19 protein-coding genes and 2 tRNA genes are annotated in these 22697 nt (G+C 41.7%); 12 read left to right on the forward strand and 9 right to left on the reverse strand.

Annotated elements, in window-relative coordinates:
• Nucleotides 1-43 precede the first annotated feature (43 nt).
• Complete coding sequence (locus B5Y40_RS05065) at nucleotides 44-1450, reverse strand: RtcB family protein (protein ID WP_245840473.1); 1407 nt, start codon at nucleotides 1448-1450, stop codon at nucleotides 44-46.
• A gap of 365 nt (nucleotides 1451-1815) precedes the next feature.
• On the opposite strand from B5Y40_RS05065, the gene B5Y40_RS29530 reads away from it, so the two are divergent.
• Nucleotides 1816-1968: a putative periplasmic lipoprotein gene (locus tag B5Y40_RS29530; protein WP_159453609.1), complete on the forward strand. Its 153-nt coding sequence runs from the start codon at nucleotides 1816-1818 to the stop codon at nucleotides 1966-1968.
• Nucleotides 1969-2556: 588 nt separating this feature from the next.
• Here B5Y40_RS29530 and B5Y40_RS05070 read toward each other — a convergent pair.
• Nucleotides 2557-4086, reverse strand: a complete 1530-nt coding sequence (locus tag B5Y40_RS05070) for a TROVE domain-containing protein (protein WP_079685604.1) — start codon at nucleotides 4084-4086, stop codon at nucleotides 2557-2559.
• 97 nt (nucleotides 4087-4183) lie between these two features.
• Between B5Y40_RS05070 and B5Y40_RS05075 the strand changes: the two genes are divergently transcribed.
• Complete coding sequence (locus B5Y40_RS05075; RefSeq protein WP_079685605.1) at nucleotides 4184-5920, forward strand: WYL domain-containing protein; 1737 nt, start codon at nucleotides 4184-4186, stop codon at nucleotides 5918-5920.
• Here B5Y40_RS05075 and B5Y40_RS05080 read toward each other — a convergent pair.
• Together B5Y40_RS05080 and B5Y40_RS05085 are read right to left on the reverse strand one after the other, a co-directional pair.
• Entirely contained in the window at nucleotides 5913-6221 is a 309-nt protein-coding gene (locus B5Y40_RS05080; protein WP_079685606.1) for a HigA family addiction module antitoxin, read from the reverse strand. The two genes, B5Y40_RS05075 and B5Y40_RS05080, sit on opposite strands and share 8 nt — an antisense overlap.
• 6 nt (nucleotides 6222-6227) lie before the next feature.
• Nucleotides 6228-6500 (reverse strand): hypothetical protein, encoded by a 273-nt coding sequence (locus B5Y40_RS05085; RefSeq protein ID WP_079685607.1) that lies wholly within the window; start codon nucleotides 6498-6500, stop codon nucleotides 6228-6230.
• Nucleotides 6501-6794: 294 nt separating this feature from the next.
• On the opposite strand from B5Y40_RS05085, the gene B5Y40_RS05090 reads away from it, so the two are divergent.
• Together B5Y40_RS05090 and B5Y40_RS05095 are read left to right on the forward strand one after the other, a co-directional pair.
• Nucleotides 6795-6867, forward strand: a tRNA-Asn gene (locus B5Y40_RS05090).
• An 877-nt stretch (nucleotides 6868-7744) separates the two neighbouring features.
• Nucleotides 7745-7820, forward strand: a tRNA-Pro gene (locus B5Y40_RS05095).
• Nucleotides 7821-8056: 236 nt separating this feature from the next.
• Here the strand turns inward: B5Y40_RS05095 and B5Y40_RS05100 are convergent.
• The 5 genes from B5Y40_RS05100 to B5Y40_RS05120 all read right to left on the reverse strand — a co-directional run bounded on the left by B5Y40_RS05100 (nucleotide 8057) and on the right by B5Y40_RS05120 (nucleotide 14959).
• Nucleotides 8057-9160 carry an AAA family ATPase gene (locus tag B5Y40_RS05100; RefSeq protein WP_079685608.1) on the reverse strand — a complete coding sequence of 368 codons (1104 nt, stop codon included), beginning with the start codon at nucleotides 9158-9160 and terminating at the stop codon, nucleotides 8057-8059.
• An 18-nt stretch (nucleotides 9161-9178) separates the two neighbouring features.
• The gene (locus tag B5Y40_RS05105; RefSeq protein ID WP_079685609.1) at nucleotides 9179-9874 is read right to left on the reverse strand and encodes an RNA ligase family protein; all 696 of its coding nucleotides are present in this window, start codon (nucleotides 9872-9874) and stop codon (nucleotides 9179-9181) included.
• A gap of 312 nt (nucleotides 9875-10186) precedes the next feature.
• On the reverse strand, nucleotides 10187-11206 hold the full coding sequence (locus B5Y40_RS05110; protein ID WP_143785613.1) for a hypothetical protein: 1020 nt from the start codon (nucleotides 11204-11206) through the stop codon (nucleotides 10187-10189).
• A 278-nt stretch (nucleotides 11207-11484) separates the two neighbouring features.
• Nucleotides 11485-13545, reverse strand: a complete 2061-nt coding sequence (locus B5Y40_RS05115) for a M41 family metallopeptidase (RefSeq protein WP_079685611.1) — start codon at nucleotides 13543-13545, stop codon at nucleotides 11485-11487.
• Nucleotides 13546-13549: 4 nt separating this feature from the next.
• On the reverse strand, nucleotides 13550-14959 hold the full coding sequence (locus tag B5Y40_RS05120) for an RtcB family protein (protein WP_079685612.1): 1410 nt from the start codon (nucleotides 14957-14959) through the stop codon (nucleotides 13550-13552).
• A 456-nt stretch (nucleotides 14960-15415) separates the two neighbouring features.
• Between B5Y40_RS05120 and B5Y40_RS05125 the strand changes: the two genes are divergently transcribed.
• From B5Y40_RS05125 to B5Y40_RS05160, 8 genes are all read left to right on the forward strand, one after another.
• The gene (locus B5Y40_RS05125) at nucleotides 15416-15898 is read left to right on the forward strand and encodes an NADH-quinone oxidoreductase subunit C (protein WP_079685613.1); all 483 of its coding nucleotides are present in this window, start codon (nucleotides 15416-15418) and stop codon (nucleotides 15896-15898) included.
• 71 nt (nucleotides 15899-15969) lie between these two features.
• Complete coding sequence (locus B5Y40_RS05130; RefSeq protein ID WP_079685614.1) at nucleotides 15970-17190, forward strand: NADH-quinone oxidoreductase subunit D; 1221 nt, start codon at nucleotides 15970-15972, stop codon at nucleotides 17188-17190.
• 57 nt (nucleotides 17191-17247) lie between these two features.
• Nucleotides 17248-18741 (forward strand): NAD(P)H-hydrate dehydratase, encoded by a 1494-nt coding sequence (locus B5Y40_RS05135; protein WP_245840474.1) that lies wholly within the window; start codon nucleotides 17248-17250, stop codon nucleotides 18739-18741.
• 80 nt (nucleotides 18742-18821) lie between these two features.
• A complete protein-coding gene (locus B5Y40_RS05140; protein WP_079685615.1) occupies nucleotides 18822-19355 on the forward strand; it encodes an adenine phosphoribosyltransferase in 534 nt (177 codons plus the stop codon).
• 29 nt (nucleotides 19356-19384) lie between these two features.
• Complete coding sequence (locus tag B5Y40_RS05145; protein WP_079685616.1) at nucleotides 19385-19972, forward strand: LON peptidase substrate-binding domain-containing protein; 588 nt, start codon at nucleotides 19385-19387, stop codon at nucleotides 19970-19972.
• Nucleotides 19973-20156: 184 nt separating this feature from the next.
• Nucleotides 20157-20735 carry a hypothetical protein gene (locus tag B5Y40_RS05150; RefSeq protein ID WP_079685617.1) on the forward strand — a complete coding sequence of 193 codons (579 nt, stop codon included), beginning with the start codon at nucleotides 20157-20159 and terminating at the stop codon, nucleotides 20733-20735.
• A gap of 304 nt (nucleotides 20736-21039) precedes the next feature.
• The gene (locus B5Y40_RS05155; protein ID WP_079685618.1) at nucleotides 21040-21624 is read left to right on the forward strand and encodes a hypothetical protein; all 585 of its coding nucleotides are present in this window, start codon (nucleotides 21040-21042) and stop codon (nucleotides 21622-21624) included.
• A 213-nt stretch (nucleotides 21625-21837) separates the two neighbouring features.
• Complete coding sequence (locus B5Y40_RS05160) at nucleotides 21838-22695, forward strand: universal stress protein (protein ID WP_079685619.1); 858 nt, start codon at nucleotides 21838-21840, stop codon at nucleotides 22693-22695.
• Nucleotides 22696-22697: the final 2 nt, after the last annotated feature.

Below are 22697 nucleotides of genomic sequence, written 5' to 3' on the forward strand. Positions count from 1 at the left end.
CAGGCTTCAAGTATAATAACCTGAAGCCTGAATAAATATAGGTTTAATCCACCTCCTTAAATCTCTCGTCACCACACATTCGTACAATCTTAGGCATGAAGGATCCGAGTACCTCTACAAGATCTTTTTGATGCTCCATTACTTGGTGGATATCTTTATAAGCCATCGGTGCTTCGTCAAGGCCGGAGCCGATTAATTCAACACCTGCTTGTGTTAGCACTTTGTTTACATGACCTGGTAAAATTGTCTGCTTTGCTTTTGTTCGCGACATCAATCTTCCTGCACCATGTGATGCTGAGTTAATTGAAGCAGCCAGGCCTTTACCACGTACTATAAATCCAGGCGAAGCCATCGAACCCGGAATTATACCCAGCACACCTTCACCCGCAGGCGTTGCTCCCTTACGGTGAACGATGATGTCGTTACCAAGTATATCTTTTTCCTTCCACGCAAAGTTGTGGTGATTCTCAATCATCGCTAAAGGTGTTTCACGCAACCCGATGGCCATACGCTCATGAATCTGGTGATGACATGCGGATGCATAGTCACCGGCAAGGTTCATGGCAAGCCAGTACTCTTGCCCGGCTTCAGTATCCAGGTCCAGCCACGCGAGGTGTTTCGCTTCTTGCGGAAGTTTACAATTGTCCATGGCGATTTGCGTATAGTGGCGCGCTATATTTGCACCAAGTCCGCGCGACCCGGAATGTGAGAGTAACGCTATATATTCCCCTACCGGCAAATTGAATTCATTCACCGGACTTAAAATCTCAACGATACCAAATTCAACAAAGTGATTTCCTCCACCGGATGAACCGATCTGTTGCCACGCACGGTCTTTCATCTGGCGTACGATGCTGAGCTCTTTGAATTCTGTACGCTCAAGGACTTCGTGATCTTTAGGCTTCTTGAAAGTTGCTGTTCCAAACTTGGTATTATTCACAAGCATTTTCTTGAACTCATCTTTCTTTTCTTCAAGTATAGCAGGAGGTAAATCATATATCGTCATGCACATTCTGCATCCTATATCAACGCCTACGCCATACGGTATAACGGCATTCTTGGTGGCCAACACGCCACCAATCGGTAAGCCATAACCTTGATGTGCATCCGGCATTAAAGCACCTGCAACCGTAACGGGCAGACGCATTGCTATAGCCATCTGGTTTAATGCCCCTTCTTCGATGGCTTCTGCACCATATATCTTATACGACTTCCCAGATTCTTCCAGGGCGATGGTATCATCTGCTGGTTTCAACAACTCTTTCACGATGGGTGAAAGTTTTTCATCGTCAATAAAAGCCGAAGGATTTTCTAATACTTGTCTTAAGAGAATCAATTGATCTTCCTGCTTTAATGCCGCGTATTCTTTTTTGATGATGTCTAACGCAAAGCCAATGGCTTTACCTTGCGTAAAGCCTATAGTTTTGAGGTCGTTTCCTGTTAAGTTCATTTGATTATTCATTTGTTGAAACAAAGGTGAATAGTGAGTGCGCAATCTTTCTGCGTAGTAAATTTTTTATCTGATTTTTTCATAATCCCTTATCAGGATATGAGATTCGATCTTCCTGCATTCATTAAAGACTACGCATCGTGAAATCGTGCCCGTGTATGGAGGTAGGAAAGTGTATTTATAGTCACTTTCAAGTTTATTTACCTTGTAATATTCAGCGTCGCAATAAAGGTTCTTTGTCCTTTTTAGCTAAAGCGAAGTTAAAATACGCGGGCAATCGGGAATATCTTCTGGAAGCGTCAAGCCAATTACTAAATAACACAATTGATTGATACCTTTGTGTATTGGAAAAAACGTGATAACTCATGAAAAAAATCCTTGCTGCAATAATTGTTATGGCCATCGCTCTTTCAGCGTGTCATTCTGATAAACCTGCGTACAGAACTTCGAATGGTAAAAAGAAATTGAAGCACTATAACAAGCTTCAATATGGAGAACGCAAAACCTTCAATCAGTAAAATCAACACGTAGGTTAAAAATTTCTATTCGAACCGGGATTATTTTGCGTGTAAATTATTACATCCAAAAGAAATCAACCGAGATTCAAGTAAACAGAATCGTCAGTATTTTTTTAGCGTTCTTATATATCCTGTTAGGGAGAAGGAACAACACATCCTCAGCTGGAAAAATAGAAGTGCCGCAATCAGCGGCACTGGTTTTTCATCAAGATATTTTAAAGGGCAAAAAGACCACGAGAGGCTTTTAGATTTACAGTCGAAGTAACTCTCATGTACGGCACCTTTTTTATGAAAGAGCGATGTTCGTATGGATTCAATCTGATAGAATCAGATATTGGATTCGAACCAATGGTCACCGCGAAGAATTTCCATTCTACGGCATCTCTCATATCTTAAAAATCAAGGAGTAAAGGCGAAGCAAGTATAGGGGCGTGCTGCCCGGGATTCGAACCCGGAAAACTTTTCCGTACTGGACGGATGTGTGATTCCTCCCCATCATGCGGAGCGAAGTAACCCGCTTCTACGACATCCTCGTTTGTTTAATTTCTTTTTAACCTCCCCTTCACATCAGAAGGGGAGGGCAGCTTTTTACAATTCTATTTTTTCAATTTCAGCGAGGGCACTCTCGCCATCTTCCAATGCTTTTAACACATCGAAAATTTTATCAGACCATCCTGCAATCAGGTATACATCATCATTACGAATATCGATGGGTGTATTACCATAGCCTGCCAGATCGAACAAATACAACCGTGCGGCTGGAGCAAGCTTTTTGTACTGCATCCATAAAGAAGTAATGCTATGCTGCGGTACATGATCAACGACGTTGCTGTTCCACAATTGGCAATCGGTGAACATCATGATCTTATCCACCACCTGACCCCGGTTTATCAAATCTTTCAATACCAGGTATCCATTGGTAGCATAGCCCACTTCACCTTCACGTTCGTAAAACTCCTGAACATTAGCGAGTATATTTCTTCGGGATACATGAATAATTTTCCAGGTATCGCCAAATATACCGGCTTGCACGCGTTCACAACGTGACTGTAACAGCATGCCCAACATCAGTCCTATATCATAGTTCATTATTTTGCTTTTGGCAGAAATAGACTTTTGCATAGAGCCGGATACATCACACGCTATAACTACAGAAGTATTGCTTTTAAATCCACGTATATTTATAGCGCTATGTTCAACAGCCAGCTCCAAGGCATCAAGTACTTTTGGAACGAACTCTGATTGCAGAACTTTTACTTCACGGTATGCAGCCAGGAACCGGAATGGTAACTGTTTCGCTTGAGCAACGGCATGGCCATTGGACAAAGTTGCGCATACATGATCTATAGCTTCAACAGAAACTCCGGCCTCCAGAATATTTCGTAGGTTACGAAGCAAGGCCATATAGCCTAACTTTTTACTGAAGATCAATTGTTCCCACGTAGTCCTGAAAGCATTTTGTTTTTCAAGCTCATTCGCGAATTTTTTTTGTCCCAGTGCCGATAACGTTGTCTCCCAGGTATATGGAATCTCGAGTATATCTTTAGCAATCTTATCAAATATACCTTGCTGTATTTCGTTCGCTGCTTTTGGGTGAACCAGAAACAACGCATCTTTCAACTTTATTTCGGCTGCCCGATTGTATTTAGCAAATTGGTATTCATCGAACCGATTGAATGCATCAGAAAGTCCATGCTGAATCTGCTTCGAAAGCTTATTCAATTTTTTTGTCCCCGTGCGTTGGTTCGCCACTTGATAGTATGCCAGCAACTCCATGATCTCATCGGCACGTTGTACTACACCTTTAACTGCATTGCGGACTACTCCATTCGTAGATGGAATCTTTGCAAGCTCTACGGCCAATACCAACGGCATGCTACGCATATACATTTTAGAACGGGTATAGATAGCAAGCTGGGCTACAAATGCCGGATCGTTTTTAGCAATCAATGCGCGGATACGATCCACACGATTATCAGCAGACTCATAAAACTTATCGCTAAGGGACGTTGTAACCACCGCGCTATATAAATCTGTGCGCACATCCATCGTAAATGCTTTTGCGTCTTCGTAGTTTGTTACAGCCTTTTTTGCTTTGCGGAACACATTGAATCTCATAACCCTTACATTTAATTAACGATTCAAAATAGCAGGGCTACTACGCAGCCTTTTTGCGTAGTGAATTTTTTTTCCGTTTTTTCTGAAAATTTTTACAATGCCTGTCAACCGTAACGCGCTTATCCGCTATAGAACAATAGATAATTGCCTGAAGAACAGGTACAGACGCTGGACTTTGGAAGACCTTGTGGAGGCTTGCTCGGATACTCTATATGAATATGAAGGTATAGATAAAGGTGTCAGCAAGCGTACGGTACAGATGGATATCCAGATGATGCGCAGCGATAAACTGGGATATAATGCTCCTATAGTTGTAGAAGAGAAAAAATATTATCGTTACGAAGATCCGGATTACTCGATAACCAATATTCCACTGACGGATCAGGATTTGGGTAAACTCACGGAAGTGGTAGAGATCCTTCGTCAATTTAAAGGATTCAGTCACTTTCAGGAATTAAGCGGTATGGTGCAACGCCTTGAAAATAAAATATATGCTGCCAAAACAAACCAGGAGCCGGTTATCGATTTTGAAAAGAATGATAATCTGAGGGGACTTGAGTATATCGACACACTATATCAAGCCATCATCAAGAAGTGTGCGCTGGAACTTTGTTACCAATCATTTAAAGCGAGAGCTTCCAGTACATTTCACTTTCATCCTTATTATTTAAAGGAGTATAGGAACCGTTGGTTTGTGATAGGCGTAAAGAAAAAGAACACACCTATACTTACCTTAGCGCTTGATCGCATAGTCAGCATTGGCGAATGCGATGTTCGGTATGTTTCCAAGGACGATTTTAATTTGCCCAACTTTCTTCATGATGTTGTTGGCGTGACCGTAAATCCGAACGGACCGGTGGAAAAAGTTTTGTTGCAAGCTGATCTGGAAACGGCTCCTTATATACTTACCAAACCCTTGCACCATTCGCAGGAAGTTGTAGAGACGTTAAAGGATGGTGTTATTATTTCGTTACGTGTTCAGCTAAATTTCGAATTGGAAAGAGAAATACTGGGATTCGGTGAACGTGTAAAGGTGCTTGCCCCTGAAAGATTGAAGCGAAGAATTAAAGATATATTTGCGCGTGCACTGGATCTATATCAATACGAATTCAGCAATGCTTCTCTGCAAAGCAGCATCGGAAAGCTGACGCATAAAGGCTTTATGATTTTGCGTCATGTATATAGTAAAAAAGAAATTACTACTCTAAGAGGACAAATTTCGAGTTATTTTAAAATCAAAGATCTTCCTGAGGATACGCATGCAATCCGTAATCTTTTGCAGGAAATTCCTGAATTAAAAGGAATAATCTTCAATGCGAACCTGCTGCAGATTATAGACAAAATTAATCCCGACTTATTCTTAACCAAAGCTATTTACTTTGATAAAACACCAGATTCCAATTGGTACGTTACCTGGCATCAGGATCTAACTATAAATGTGAGTACGAAGATTGAACAGGATGGATTTACAGGCTGGACGAAAAAGTTCGGCGTGCATGGCGTTTGTCCTCCGGAAGAAATTCTCAAGAGTACATTTACAATTCGGATACACCTGGATGATACCGATGAAACGAATGGTGCGTTAAAAGTTATACCGGGTTCGCATAACAAGAAACTTTCGGATGATGAAATAAACCTGATATCACAGAACAGTATTCCTTATATATGTGATGTAGAAGCGTGCGGTATACAGATCATGAAGCCCTTACTGCTTCATTCTTCATCCAAGGCGACTAGTCAGAGGCACCGGAGAGTTATACATCTTGAATTTAATACTGCAGAGTTGCCCGGCGGATTACAATGGGCGGAGAAACAGGAGATAAATTCTATTTAATGTTTTTGGTAGATTTCGGAATAAGGCTTTTTATTTTCATGCTTGCGGATTCTTTATATCCTTTTGCCAGATCAAAGTGGAGTTGTGCCTGTAGCCAGAATTCCGGAGTGGTGTCGAAGGCTTTGCTGAGCTTAAAGGCCATTTCTACAGATATAGCATAGTCTCCTTTTAATATAGCATAGAGATTTTTCCGCGCAATACCCAGCGCTCCCGCCACTTCCGTGATGGCCAGTTGATGAGGCTTTATATATAGCTCTTCAAGGATCTGGCCGGGGTGAGCGGGGCTGTGCATGCGTGACATAGATACTTAGTTTGGTTCCTTCTTAAAATTTAATTGTCGTATCTCTCCGTCAACAAAGCGAAACGAAAATGTTCCGATGCCTGGTATTGCAAGGCGATACCCTGCAGTGTCTTCTTCCAAGGTACTGACATTGTTGATTGAAAGATCGCGCGGATCATTTGCGGCGTGGATCACGGAAAGCCATAGTAATAAAGAGTCTTTCAACTCTCCGGATATACCAGGAGCTGTTCCTTTCTCGAAGAGACTTTTTAATGTACTATGACGAATCGATACGATCATGAAAAATTCAACGTGTTATAGTTGAGGGATGCAAAAGTAAAAAAATATTGTTACCCACTGGGTAACATATGAAAAGTTATTCTATATTTGCATTACAATTAGACAAGAACAAAATGAAACCCGGTATAAATATATTTTATTCAAATTCTTCAAACCAGCATAGCATACGCTTTATGCCGAAGAAGAATTTTTGGATTTCCCCGGGCGGATTTGACTATATATAGAAATATATAATCAGAGTATCAAAGTGAACCCCGGGACAATCTCCCGGGGTTTTTTTATTGCTTTTTCAGAGGATATATAGCTCAGTTGGTAGAGCAAGGCGCTGTTAACGCCTGGGTCGGTGGATCATGCCCATCTATATCCGCAAATATCCGGCAGTTGTGCTATATATAGTGCAAGAGTTTACACGCGCGTGTAAATGATCTGCCGGATTGCGTAATAACACCCGCATGTCCCTGGGAGGCGGAGAAATCCGAAAAGGAGTTCTTGTGGCTGGTTCAATTCCAGCCGGGTGAGTTTTTGAAAAACGAGGTGTATCGGCTCACGCTTATATCGTGTCGAAACCATAATTGGTACATGAGGGTTCGATCCCTTCCACCTCGACATTATTAGTATAGGTATAAATTATTAAACGTATGGAATCAAACAAGGAAGCTGGAGATAAGTATATCCAGCCAAAGCATTAAGGTGATGCTTCCCGCTTTTAACGGGAAGAACACGGATCGTTACCGTGTGGCTGGACAATTATATAGTATATCAATGCTATGTATAAATAGTAAGTGTTCAGATTGAACGGAGATTAAGCTAACTGAGTAGAAGCATAGTTCTGAAAAAGCTAAGGACCTGGAGCGTTACCAGGAATCTCCACATAGGGCAGGTACATCGGATGGAGAAGTAAATCTTTGATATCTGGTATATGATGCCGGTGGCGTGATAGCATAGTCGCTGATAAATGCGTTTCGTAGCGATAAACCACTGCTATGGAAAGATCGAGGTTAAAGCCCTTCGCGCCACAATATTTTGTTTTAAATAATGTTACCTGATAGGTAACAAAATGCTAAGAAGAACGTATAGTTAAAACACTGTATCATATGAGAGTATATAATCCGTATCACCCGCATCGTCCCGATAAAATTGGAAGGCCCAGACTATATGTCTGATGACAGGTAATGCAAAGCTATAGCATTAACAATCATAAAAGCCTCCCGACCACGGAGGCTTTTTTATTAGATATACTATATAGGGTAATGGAGGAGTCTGGTCATCCTCGCCTGCATTGGAAGCAGGAGGCCCCTGGTTCGAATCCAGGTTACCCTACAACTTCGGAGTGATTCGGTAGCATCAGACACTCCGACATTATGGTGATGTAACGCAAACTGGATCAGCGGCAAAATTGTGGATTTTGTGTTTATGAGTTCGAGCCTCATGCATTACCCTTCTATAAATACACTATTCGTGGATTCATTGGTTCTGGTTGAGTTCCGAATAAGTCGTTGTGTACTATATATGAAAAAGGCTTCCGGTATTCCGTGAAGCCTTTTTCTTTACTTGACCTATACATGATATACAACTTCGTGCGCTTCATAAATTGAAGGAACTTCCAGCTTTTGAAGTAACCGGAACATGGCAGATTGAGGCACTGCATACTCGCGATCGTTGTTTTGCTTCAGCCACTCATGGTAGGGCACTTCAATGTATATAAGCTTAATGCGAGCTTTATAAGCCACAAACAGATCGATCCATTGCGTCCGCATCTGGCGCGTTATGTTCGTGGCATTCCATACAAAGGATTCACCTTTACGAAGAAACTCGCGTGCTTGTTCCTTTGCCAGCTGAACAGCCCAGCCTGTTGCAGATGCATCGTCTGGTTTTAGTTTATGCGCTCTGCGTATAGCATCAAGGCTCAGCATCGGCAAATTGCTGTAATGCTTTTTTATATACAGATCTTTACCCATGCCGGGTAATCCGCAAAGCATAACAACGGTACTTCTCAAGTCATCAAACGGTATATAGTCTGGATGCGCATCTTCCTTATGGAAGTACGTAAACTTTGCATTATCAGTAGCAAAGACTCTCGGTTCATGCCAGCATGATTGTTCTTCACAGTAAGCATCAAAAAAATCAACGCGATCAAGGAGTTTCCGTTGATCTGCACAAACTCTTCCGCGTACATCTGCCCGGGCTAACAATGAAAGTAATTTCATGTCTGTTCGGAGTGATGCTTCCAGTAATGATTTTACTGAATTTCTTTTCTCCATTATCCAAAGCGGAAGTCCGTGATAGCGAACCAAGGCCGCTATATATTCCCGTTCTTTAAAAGGTATACCGTGTTCGTATAAAACTCTGCGTGCGGTAAGCTCTCCCTTGCGTGCATGACCATGCGATGAGATCCTGCCATTCACTTCCGTTACCGTGGTTGATCGTTTCTCTACATCATGAAGTAATGCGGCTGTCCAGAGTAACTCCCGTTCTTCTTCTGTCAGTTTTTGAAAAGCAGTATCGGTTGTTAATGCTTGCAAAACCATTTGGGTATGTACAGATACATTTCCCTCCGCATGGTATAGCGAATCCTGAGGGACGTCACGCATGGCAGCAACCCAATCGAATTGCTGTTCAAGATGACTCCATTCTTTATTTTTAGATAATGACCAATTCATAAATCAAATAGTTAAAAATTATACTTGTGGATATTCCCACTGCAGCTTTGCTCTTCGCCAATGGCGTGTCCAATGTTCATCCGTTTTTACATGTCCTTTACGGACATACTTTAAGACGTGATGTTTGAAATCTTCCACGGGGTATTCATCTGCATTTCGGCTGACTATACCTTCGCAAGTACATGATTTCTCTGTGAGTATATCGATCGAGTCTAATACACTGACTTGCTTCGTAAAGCTGACTACATCATGACGGAAAACAGCTTCACTATCCGGCTTCACTATTTTTAATTCAGGCACGGTAGGAAAATCAAACAAGGTTGCATAGAATTTCACTTCTTCCCAGCTAAGCCACACATCCTGAACCCGAATAGCGAACACGTAGTAATGATGTTCGAGTTTCCTATACTCGATCGAATGAACCGCGTAAAGGTTCTCGCCAAATATTTCGATGTCACCAAGGTCATTTTTTATCAACTCCCAACGCTCACGAATCGCTTGTGTCCACGGTGATACCGTGGAAGCAGCGTGCGACCTTGCAAAAACGCCATAGCGACTCAGGCAATTGTTTTCTCCATCCAGTTTTTCTGTATGGACAATTGATTTTATTCTGCTTACATCTACCCAATAGTCATGGTGAATGCGGTCATCGCTGGTTGTGCCAGGCGAAAAGGGATAATGATAGGTTCTTCCATATTTTTTGGAAATACTCATACGTCTTGTAATTAAAAGTAAAGAAAATGAAAGTGATTATCCTGTATATAGCGGAGCATTGAAGACAGAATCCTCAAGAGTCAATTATATCAGGTTAAGTTTGAGTGATCGCAGTACTGTTTCATCTCCTTGTGATTAAGGAGTCTTTTTGCGATAATATAGTATTACAAGACGAGCATTTTTAAAGTCCCTCTGGTTAAGGGTGAAACAATTTTATAGTGCACAAATATAGGACACTTGTGCGTTGCAAACGAAAAATTCTTAAAGAAGTTACAATGAGATTCTCGGGGTTCTATGGATAGGATGGTATATCTATTCCTGAAGCATCACAAAATACCATGGTGTCTTGAAAAGACCTTCTTTTTCATAAATGGTAATGTGATCACCTGCATTCGCGCTGCTATATTCATCTGCGCTAACTTTTATCTTTTTGATTTCATTTGTTCCATGCCAGGAGACTACGGTGAAATAGTAAGAAGTGGTTTTTCCTGAAGTCATTTCTTTATCCAGAATTTCACTGTTATAGTATAAAGGTATTGATTCGTCATACGTACAGTTTGCAAGTGTATAGGCTCCGAAGCTGTATGAACTTGCCACGATGATGATGGTAGGTATCGCAAAGTAATCCTCCCAGGTTTTGAATTCTGGTAATTTAGTTAATGCAATAATCAGGATAAATAGCAATCCTGCGACTATGCCGGCGGTTATCCAAAGCTGTTTGTATTCCAGGATATTAAAATCCATCAACGCTCGGAGCGACAGACCCAGTCCTGCCATTAGGAAGCCGGACACAACAGAAGGGTATGCGCTATTTTTACGTTCATCCATTCTCAAGAGTCCCCGGTATAGATATAGGGTCACCATGACAAGCATAGGATAAACTATGCCCAGAGATATGGCGACTGAATAGGGCAAAGGATAGAATGTTATCCACAGAAATAAGATAAAGCCTGTTGCGTTGGTGATCTTTGCGATTCGCTTTGCTTCACCTAATTTGTATTCTCTGGCTTGTTTCGATATTCCAAAAGAGAAGTCATCCAGTATATTTTTTTCTTCTTCTAGTGCTTCCAGCGTATCGAGTTCCGGGTATCTTGTCGAAAGCCAGTCTGTTATTTGTTGTGATTTTTCTGTATAGGTACTTACCTTAAGTTTCTTTTGGTGCGCGTCTATCGGGATAATGTGAATATAGTTCTGATCTACTCTATATCCTCTGATTCCATCGAACTTCAATGCTCTAGATCCGAACACAGTGACCGACAACAGGTGATCTTGTTTAATCACAAATTTCCCTTTAATGGTATCGATAAGCCCGTAGGAAAAAAGGGCTATCATACTCAAGGAGAATACGACTAATACGATAGTTACGGTTGCATCGTAGCCTTCAAATGTGAAGGGCATAATACCCGTGACAATAAAAGCTGTAATTAATATCGGAGCGGATATATATATGAAGACCCTCCAGCCCTTTGCCGTTCTATATTCTCCTTGCATGATTCGGTAATTGAATGTTAAAGTTATTAAAATTAATATATACCCCGAGCGGATTAATGAGATGTAATAAAAAAGGCAAAGAAACGCCAGCGTGCTGTGATTTCTTTGCCTTGTATTGACTATATCATTTCAACCTCCAGATACTTTGTGGAAGGTAGCTCCAGTTCTTTGATCTGCAACTCCAATGTATTATCAAAGGTATAGTATTCGTCTTTTTGGATGAAACCTTCTGTACGCACCCATTCTTCCGTGCTATAGCGTTTGATGAAGTCCGCGATCATACCTTCGTCCATGCGTGAATGTGTAGTAAGGTAGGACCCCATCTTTAGCAACAGGAGTTTGTCTTTACGCAATATTCGCTCAGCTTCCTGCAGGCACTCTTTGATGACACGTATAGCCTCCTGCGAATACTTTTCGCTATGATAAAAGCTGTCGTTATTGTTTGAGTATGGCTGTGTAATATAGATCGGATCACTTCCCATCGCGTATTTACGCACCGCCCGATTAGCAAGCTCGGTAGCATTTTCAATATCATGCTGTACACCGGAAGATGTATGCTCCTCACCGAAGATCAGCTTCTCCGCTGCATATCCACCCAAGGTCAGAATTATATCTTTCCGGATGGTGTCCTTTGTCATAGGGCCGTCCGGGAAGTTGATCATGCAAAATCCTTCACCATCATCGGAAGCAGTTTTAGAGACTACAACGGATGGGATGATGCGCAACGTGAGAGCGGCAAGAATTGCGTGCCCTGCTTCATGTATACCGGTATGAGCTTGTGTACTCTTGCTGGTGGTCTTCCGCAGGTTGTCGATTTTTAGGTTAACCACATCGAGAAACGAATGTATATACTTGCCATTCACATCGCAGATCTCAAATAAATAATATTCTTCGGCATAGTACCAATGAATAGTGCCGGCAGTCAGGTTTTTGTCAACGATCTCCATTACAATTTTACTGATCCTGGATTCAACCAGGTTTTTTATAGTGGTAAATACAGGACGTGTACCTTGTGATGGAAACACTCCTTCAGCATATACTATATCAACCACCGAAGAATCAAAATCAACACACCATCCAAACGTTGTATGAACGAATTTTCCTACCCGTGCCAACTCGCGTTCTATCAATTCCCGAAAGTGAGCATTCTTAAACGACTTATAGATGATGTGATTGTTCCCCAATCGTGCAATCTGCTCGCTCCTGAATCTTTTTCGCAAAGCACTTTTTATAGTAGCAATGCTGATGTGTGTAGTAGCCTGATAAAAATCATCAGCACTTATGTCCGGATTCATACTATGGCTCATTGGATACGCTTCATCCAGGTTTCCCAGGACAAAGATGAGTGACTGCGACATATCAAGCTCCTTCGTGGCAGGGCGTGTTTTCATCCCTTCGAGTATAAATATTCTCAACTCTTCCAAGGAAGATGTTTTTATACGCTGACGGATATAGTCTTTGGAGAACTCGTCATAATCAAACAAGCCATATATACCTTCAACGAAATCCTTTGATAAAAAATATGATTTATCTAAAGGCTCATTGTAGCGATCATACTGATCGAAGTAAAATGTTTCAAAAAGCTTTACGAATATTTCTTCTCCGGCTACAATTTCGCCCTGCTCGATCACAACCCCGGCCTTGGCGGCTTTATCCAACTTTTTGATACACGAGTCTGCACGGAACAAGTAATACGTACTATTCCTGGGAATGTAATTGATCTTCCCAGAGTCCAGTAAATCCCATACCACACGAAGTTTGTCCTTGCCAAGTTCACTCTGGTTTGTGTCCAGTGTTCTGGCAAACTGGAATTCATCCAGGCAAATGATCGCTGGTTTTTGATGAAAGAAATCAAGATCGTCTGTGAATATATTTTTAATCCACGCAGCAGAGTCTGACTCGAATTCACCCATGTCAATGTGAGTATATAGTTTACGATGTTCAAGCAGTTCTATAATGCCTTGTACCAATGCAGTTTTGCCGGATCCGGTTAGCCCCCATAAATTTATAACGGTAGGTCTAAGCTGCGCTTCCGGAAAAAGATACCACGGCATCATTAAAGACATGATCTCGTCAATGACATTGTCCAATCCAATAAAGCGTTCCTTCAATTGAACCGTGATCGCCTCGATTCGTTTTTTCTTTTCTAGTAATCCAATGTGTTTATACAATGTTTCCATAACCTTAATCTTTCGCCATCCGAACAATCTTCGGATGAAATTTACCTTCAATGTTTACCAGCGTATGCTGGCTGTTCATAATTGCCTCGATGTCTTTATACGCACCGGGTGCTTCTTCAGGACTGCCTCCCAGGAGTAGTACTTTTTCTGATTGCAGCAATTTTTTCATGCTGCCCATCGTAGTAGAGTCTTTTGCTTTTTGTCGGGACATCTTTCTGCCTGCGCCATGCGCTGCTGAATTTAGCGAAGCTTCGTTTCCTAAACCCCGAACTATAAATCCGGGAGCGATCATGCTTCCGGGAATCACACCATATATACCTTGCGCTGCCGGTGTGGCACCCTTTCTGTGGACAATATACTCTTTGCCATCCGCGAGGTGTTCCTTCCACGCAAAGTTGTGATGGTTGTCAATCGTCTTAAGAACTTTTACTTCCAGAGTTCTGACCAAGTTGTGATGAATGCGCTCGTGACATGCCTTCGCATATTCTCCCGCAAGATTCATCGAGAGCCAATACTCTTCACCTTCAGCGCTGTCCATTGTGAGCCATGCAAGCTGTTTTGCTTCACGCGGAAGTTTGCAGTGATCCATCGCTATATTTGTATAATGTTGAGCGATGTTCGCACCCAAGCTTCGCGAGCCGGAGTGAGAGAGTATAGCTGCATATCGGCTAGAAGGAAGATCAAGTGTATTGCCTTCATGAAGTTCAACTATACCGAACTCCACGAAATGATTTCCTGAACCCGAACTGCCGAGTTGTCTCACAGCTTTACCATGCAGACGTTTCAGTAGATCTGTTTTCTGGAAATCCGGATGGTCGAGAATGTCGTGCTCCTGCGATTGCTCCAGTCCGCCTTCATTACCGAAGTGCGTGTCTTTTTGCAGAGCTTTCTTCAATTCATACGCACGATGCTCGGTATAACTCCCGGGTAGATCCAGAATGCTGAGCGCCATGCGACAACCAATATCCATCCCTACACCATATGGAATCACAGCGTTGTGTGTTGCTAATACACCACCAATGGGCAGACCATATCCCTGATGCGCGTCAGGCATCAGAGCACCTTTTACTGCAATCGGTAATCGCATGGCAACTTCCATTTGCCGGATCGCATTTCCCTCGATATGCTTATTGCCAAATACATCGAAATGTTTGGCATCATCTTCCAAATCATACGCTTGCCCTATATTTATAGTGCTGGTTATATTCAGAAGTTTGTGTGCCAGTATACTGAGCGTTGCGTGCTGTGTATACAGCTGCGGGTGCTCGAGTACATCGGCTATTAATTTTAATTTCTCTTCATTCGGTGTATGCTTGAAGTGCCTGTTCATAATGTTTAAGGCGAGACTTCTTGCAACGTCCGTTGAAAAGCTGATGACCTGAAGGTCTTTTATATTGATCTTATGTTTGCCCATAAAAGTTTACATAGGGCAAAGTATAGGCAAGAGGTATATTCCTTTACTGCAGCGCAATAAAGTATAATTGTGTTGAACGATACACCAAAGTGTAAAGCGAACACACGCTACTCCTGACAAACTATGCCTGAATTTTTGTTATTAAATTTTGGCTTGAAAATGCCTGGCCCGATCCGGTAAAATACTTACCGTGGCTGTTATTTGGGGATATGTAATCTAAGTACCAACATAATTTTCGCCCTCGTTAAATAAAACATAATGGAGGTGAAATGCTGTGCAAAGGTAAGCGGGTTTTATAATACAACAAGCTATTGCTGGAAAAATAATTATGAGATTGCTTGCCGGTGCATACAGCAGTGTGAAAACTATATCACTATAAGTAACTCACATTCGATTCAAATAATTTAATTTTGATTACTGAACAGATCGTGGATCGGTTCGTATAATAATTTTCCTATGACGATTGATGAAATTGTTTCCTTGCTTTCGGATATAGTCACGGCTGATCAGATTAAGATCGATCGCGCCAGTACTCCCCATGCAATTATAGTGGATAAGACAAAACTGACTGAAGTGCTGCAGGTGCTTCATCAGAATACATCCACATACTTTGATATGCTTTCCTGTATTACTGGTATAGATAATGGCCCACAAGCCGGCACGATGGAAGTGGTTTATAATTTATACTCCATTCCCTATAATTTTCACCTGATGGTGAAAGTTATTATGCCACGTGAGAATTCTGTCATTGATTCAGTAACGCACATCTGGAAATCTGCGGACTGGATGGAGCGCGAAGTGTTTGATATGTATGGTATCGTATTTACAAATCATCCGGACTTGCGTAGAATATTAATGCCGGCCGACTGGGAAGGATATCCCTTGCGAAAAGATTACAAGCACCAGGAATACTATCGTGACATCAAAATCGAGTATTAAATAGAAAATGGAAGTTGATAGTTATAGCTCAATGCTGAGCTTACAACTTTGAAACTTTAAAAAATATAGCCATGCCAACAGATCGGGTACAGTATAAATATAGGGAAGGAAATTTAGCACGCTCGGAGCCGAATAAATTAAAGCCGGAGAACCTTCGGTCGGAGGAGATGATTATCAACCTCGGGCCACAACATCCGTCTACACATGGTGTGTTACGCCTGGAGGTATTGATGGATGGTGAGATCGTGAATGAGGTTGTTCCCCACATCGGGTACCTGCACCGTTGTTTTGAAAAGCATGCCGAAAATCTTCCATACAATCAGGTGATACCTTTTGTTGATCGCCTCGATTATGTTGCTGCCATGAGCAATGAACATATATATGCGATGGGTGTTGAACGGATGTTGGGAATCGAAAATCAGATACCGAAGCGTGTAGAGTATGTCCGTGTATTGATGGCTGAGTTGAATCGTATCGCTTCACATTTTATAGCGATCGGTACCTATGGAATGGATATAGGGGCCTTTTCGCCCTTCTTCTGGCTCATGCGGGATCGCGAGCATATTTTACGATTACTGGAATGGGCGTCTGGTGCGCGCCTGCTTTATAACTATATATGGATCGGTGGATTGTTTTATGATGTACCGGTTGGCTTTGAAGATCGTTGTCGTGAATTTGTAAAATATATAAAGCCTAAATTGAAAGAACTTGAAACGGTTCTGATCTCGAATAAGATTTTTATTGACCGTACTGCGAATGTAGGAGTACTGCCGCTTGACCTTGCCGTGAATGCCGGTGTAACCGGGCCTATACTTCGTGCCTCCGGGTTACGTTTCGATCTGCGGAGAGTCGATGGATATTCAGTATACCCTGAATTGGATTTTGATATACCTATAGGAGAGGGCAAGATGGGACAGGTTGGCGACTGCTGGGATAGAACTTATGTGCGCTACCTGGAGTTGTACGAGTCGCTAAAGATTGTAGAGCAATGTCTGGATAAACTTACCGGAGAGCATACACGCACACGTGACTTTGATCCACAGGCGCTTGTGCCCAAGAAGATCAGACCTAAAGCGCAAGACTTCTATATACGTGGTGAGATACCAAAGGGAGAGCTCGGTTTTTTCTTTCGCGCGGATGGACGCAGTGATATACCTTTCCGGTGCAAGTGTCGTTCGTGCAGCTTTGTAAATCTTTCGGTGCTACCGGAGATCTCGAAGGGAATTCTTGTGGCGGACCTGATTGCAATTATAGGATCGATTGATGTTGTAATGGGAGAGGTAGATCGGTAATCAATACTCTGCAAATATTTTTTAAGCTTAGCAAGCAACAGTAAAAGAGTTTCAGACATGATCAAGATACTTTCAGCACAACAAATACGCGCACTGGATGCCTACACTATTCAACATGAACCTATATCTTCCATTGATCTCATGGAGCGCGCCTGTCGTGCTTTTGTAGGTTGGTTCACAGAGCGGTTTGACGAAACGCAAAAGGTCGCGATTGTATGTGGTACTGGAAATAACGGTGGCGATGGATTAGGTATAGCACGGCTGTTGAAAATGTGGGGCTATCCGGTAAGTGTGTTATTGATTCGTGGGGGCACGGACACAGAAGATTTTAAAACAAATCTTGAAAGACTCAAAGGCAAGGTGGAAGTAATAGAGATAGCGTCAACCGACAGTGATTTGTTCAGTAGATATGATATAGTAATCGATGCTATTTTCGGTTCAGGTCTTTCGCGCCCTGCGGAAGGAATACAGGCAGCCATCATTCAACAAATGAATCAGGCGGATGTGATCCGCATAGCAGTAGATATACCCTCAGGATTGCAGACGGATAAACTGTCACAGGGAGAAATTTTTAAGGCAGACTTCACGATCTCTTTTCAATTGCCAAAACTCGCCTTTTTTTTACCTGCTAATCATGCCTCTGTAGGAGAGTGGTGCCTGGTAGATATAGGGCTTAGTAAAGCATTCATTAAAGAAATATCATCTTCTCATTTTTACCTTACCTCGAAGTATATCCGCAGAATATTAAAGCCCCGTTCTAAATTCGATCACAAAGGCACGTACGGTCATGCTTTGCTGATTGCAGGTAGTTATGGAAAGATAGGGGCTGCGGTGTTGTCAGGCAGGGCGTTGCTCCATGCAGGCGTGGGCTTGCTTACGCTGCATATTCCTCAATGTGGATATAGTATCGTGCAAACTTCGCTTATTGAAGCGATGGTGGATGTTGATGCACACGAGCATTTTTTAACAACGCTTCCTTCGCTCGATAAATATACAACGGTAGGGGTAGGGCCTGGTCTGGGTCAGGATGCACTTACCATAAAAGCGTTTGGTAAACTATTGGAAGATTTCAGAAAGCCAATGGTTATTGATGCAGATGGATTAAATATACTATCTGCCAATCGCGAATTACTTCGTACTGTTTCTCCGGGAAGTATACTTACTCCCCATCCAAAGGAATTTGAAAGATTAGTAGGAAAGTGGTCGGATGATTTCGATCGCCTCGAAAAACAAAAGGCGCTTGCGAAACAATTAAAATCTGTTGTCGTTTTAAAAGGAGCCTATACATCCATCGCATCGCCTGATGGCATGGTATATTTTAATTCAACGGGTAATCCCGGTATGGCTACTGGCGGAACAGGAGATGTACTTACGGGAATTCTGACTGGTTTACTCGCACAAGGTTACTCTTCCGTAGATGCTGCTGTTACCGGTGTTTATCTTCACGGCCTCGCAGGAGATCTTGCTGCCCGTGAGAAAGGTATGATATCGCTTATTGCGTCAGATGTCATTGACTTCTTACCGGCAGCCTTTAAAAAAGCGATGGCTTGAAATAAACCTTAGCCTTACACCACTTTATAGTTGGACTGTTGCGCGGGAGTTTTACTTTTGATCTTTTAAAAATACAATACATGCAGCTTTCTGAGAAGATCAAACACGCTATCCGGGATGTTCAGGATTATCCTAAGCCTGGAATTGTTTTCAAAGACATCACTCCAGTGTTAGCCGATCCATCATTGATGCATGAGATTGCACGTCAATTAAAGAATGATTTTCAATCGCAGAAGATCGATGCCATTGCTGCCGTGGAAGCGCGCGGATTTATATTCGGCTCTATTCTCGCACACGAGTTGAACTGCAGATTTATACCTATTCGTAAAGCAGGCAAGCTTCCCTATAAAGTAAGGAGAAGGGAGTATGATCTCGAATACGGCACCGCCTGTATCGAAATGCATGAAGATGCTATTCAACCGGGCTGGCAGGTTTTAGTACAAGATGACTTACTTGCTACAGGTGGTACAGCAAGTGCTGCCGGGGAGTTAATAGAAAGTGTTGGTGCCAAGGTTGCTGGATTCTCTTTTATAATAAATCTGAGTTTTTTGCCAGGCTATAAAAAACTCCAGGAGCGTTTCGGTGTTAATCCACAATATTTAATAGAATATTAACTAATTGCTGAAAGATTTGTTTTACTGATATGGGTGAGACCGTTCACATTCCAATATTTCCACTGGCGATCCTGCCAATACCAGGCGAACTGGTACCTCTCCATATTTTTGAACCGCGCTATAAACAACTTTTACAAGACGCAGAAACGGATGATATAACCTTCGGGATCTATTTCAGTCATGAGATGAATCTCGCCAGTATCGGATCGCTTATGCGCGTGGAAAGTATTATTAAACGCTATCCTGGTGGCGAGTCTGATATTATAGTGAAGTGTGAAGATGTATTCATTATGGAGAAGCTCGCACGTACCTATAAAACCAAGATGTACCCGGGAGGCGATGTGAAGTTTCAGAGCGTTGACCTCGCACGTATGCCAGCGCTGCCGTTGTACGAGTTGTTTCTTGAATACTTAAAGAGTCGTAATATTAATAACCACGCCACTCCTTTCTCTATATACCAGGTGGCCTGCGAGCTGAGTCTCGATCTAAACGACCGCTATAAATTCCTGCAGTTGGCTGATGGAAAGATCGACCAGTTTCTGTTAACGCGAATCCGCTATCAGTTACACTTACTCAGCAGTGAAGAGAAGAGCAAGGATGTTTACCATCTGAATTAAAATTCTTTTTCAATCTATATTTTATATTCTTGAATCCTTCTCACGGTATTTCCGTTTGAGACGCAATTTTTACATTTCTTGAATGTTACCCTTTGGGTTACAAACGTTAACAATATTTAACGTTTGCGCTGCAACATAATGATATAGCAGGTCGTCTTACGGGTATATATAAATAAAGACCCTTATGAAAAAGAACTTGTTAGTTTTAGCAGCGCTGTTAATTATGAGCAGCGTAGTATTCGCGCACGACCCTGAGAATCCATCACCCGCCAGCGGTGTTGGCATCATGAAAAAAGGAACAAGCTTTCATGTATACTATAAAGGTGTAAAGTCATTGGATGTAAAGGTTTCTATTTTCAACTCCAGAAAGCAGCTTGTATATACAGAGACGATTCGTAAAACCGATGGCTTTATGCGGCCCTATAATTTTGAGCAGTTGGAATACGGTGAATATATACTTGAGCTTTGGGATGGTACGCAGCGACAGACACAAACTATATTGCATGGCATTAAGCCGATTGAAAAGCTTGCCCACCTGACGCGTATAGCCGGTTCTGATAATAAATTTATACTCGCTGTTCCAAATAAAGCATATGATGTACTTACGATTAAGATTTATAGCGAGAAGAATCAATTGATTTACCAGGAATTGCTGGAGACCGCTCACGACTTTGCCAAAGTATATAATTTGAATAAACTCAAGGGTAATTTTTCGTTTCAGGTCACAGATAAAGAAGGAAATATCAAAGTTCTCTCGTATTAGCGAATAACATTTTAGAAACGTAGCGTCTTTTAGAATAAGATGGAAGAAGGTATCCTGGCTATAGGATACCTTCTTTTGCTTTAAAAGACGCTATAAAGACCTGTAGCGCAAACGTTGTATTAAAATAAATTCTTCTGATAGCGTTTGCAGTATAGCTTCATTATGTTTTTTGATTGAATTCTCCTCTGAAAATTCCGCAAACGTTATTTATAGTTAAATAAAATGTTTCCTTACAACACTCGGCCTTATGTTATACTCTCGCGTTACATTTGTATCAGTAAACAAAAACAAAACAATAGCGATTATGAAAACTAGATCACTTTTCATTGCAGCACTCGTAGTAGTAAGTGCAACTGTGGCGGCTCTTGGAAAGGAAGAGCCTAACAACAAAGGTTTGGCTGTAGTACCTGTAAAAGGTGCAGAAGTATTCAAAGTTATTTACAAAGCTGAAAACGCTGGAAAAATTAAATTGAATATTTATAACACTAAGTCTGAAATAGTATTTACCGAAACATTCACTGGTACAGATGGTTTTATCTGCCCATTGAACTTCACAGGTCTTCAGGCTGGTGAGTATACAATCGAGTTGATCGATGCAACTGGTAAAAGAACTGAGAAGGTAAACTATAAACCAGTAAGCGCAACTCCTAAAAATGTACACATCTCAAGATTAGCTAATGAAAACGGCAAATTCTTGGTATCTGTATCATCAACTGGAAACGAGCAAATCAACGTTAAGATTTATGATGCTGCTAACAATCTTGTTCACAGTGAAAACAAATCTATCGAAGGTAACTTTGCTCAGCTTTATACAGTGAAGAATGTAACAGGTTCCCTGACATTCGAAGTAACTGACAAAGCAGGTAACACTAAAACTGTTCGCTTCTAAGAAATAAGAAAATTCATTAACCGTATAAAGGCCTTCCCGTTCAGGGAGGGCCTTTTTATTTATAGCCTGTTGATATAGGATAGTATCTATATATAATATCGACAACATATCATATGACTTATCCCCCATCTGAATGCTGATATTATACATTTTGTATTTTAATCGAAATCGCTACTTTTACCTTATTGCAAACGATTAACGTAAACTATCCTTATGAAAAAAATTCTTGTTCCGACCGACTTTTCCAAACCTGCTACCATTGCAGCGGAGGTAGCTGCCGACATTGCCAGACGTTCTGGTGGTGAGATCACTTTACTTCACGTAATTGAAGAAGCTACTGAAGGCTCAATTAACATTGAAGGAGAAGCAAGCTACGGTGGTGACTGGGAGGATAAGATATTTACAGCAAAACTGATCGAGAAGGCGAAGAAGCAAATGGAGAAATTTGCTACTGATGCCAGATTCAATGGTTTGAAGGTGCGCCAGAAGCTTAGAATTGGAACTCCGTTTCATGGCATGAACTCAATCATCGTAGAGAATAAAGTGGATCTTGTTGTAATGGGAACTTCCGGCCGCTCAGCGCTGGAGCAAATGATCATCGGGTCGAATACCGAAAAAGTTGTACGCCATTCAAATTGCCCAGTGTTAACGGTACACAACAAACCAGCCAGCAAAGAATTTAAGAATATTGTATATGCAACATCCATGGATAAGGATGAAGAAATATTCTCACGCATCGTAAGAAGGACACAACAGGTTTATGATTCTACCATTCACCTGGTGCGTATCAATACTCCTTCTAACTTTCAGCGCGATGTTGTAGTGAAGAAGTATATGGAAAGCTTCGCGAAGAAACTTCAGTTGAAGAATTATACGATCAACGTATTCAATGATATCAGCGAAGAAGAAGGTATCGTGTACTTTGCCGACAGCATTAATGCAGACCTGATCGCAATGGCAACACACGGCCGTACTGGTTTTGCACACGTTTTGGCAGGAAGTATTGCTGAAGATGTTGTGAGCCACTCCAAGCGCCCTGTGCTTACATTCGTAACAAAGCATAAGAAATAAGC

Source organism: Ohtaekwangia koreensis (assembly GCF_900167975.1).
GTDB lineage: Bacteria > Bacteroidota > Bacteroidia > Cytophagales > Cyclobacteriaceae > Ohtaekwangia > Ohtaekwangia koreensis.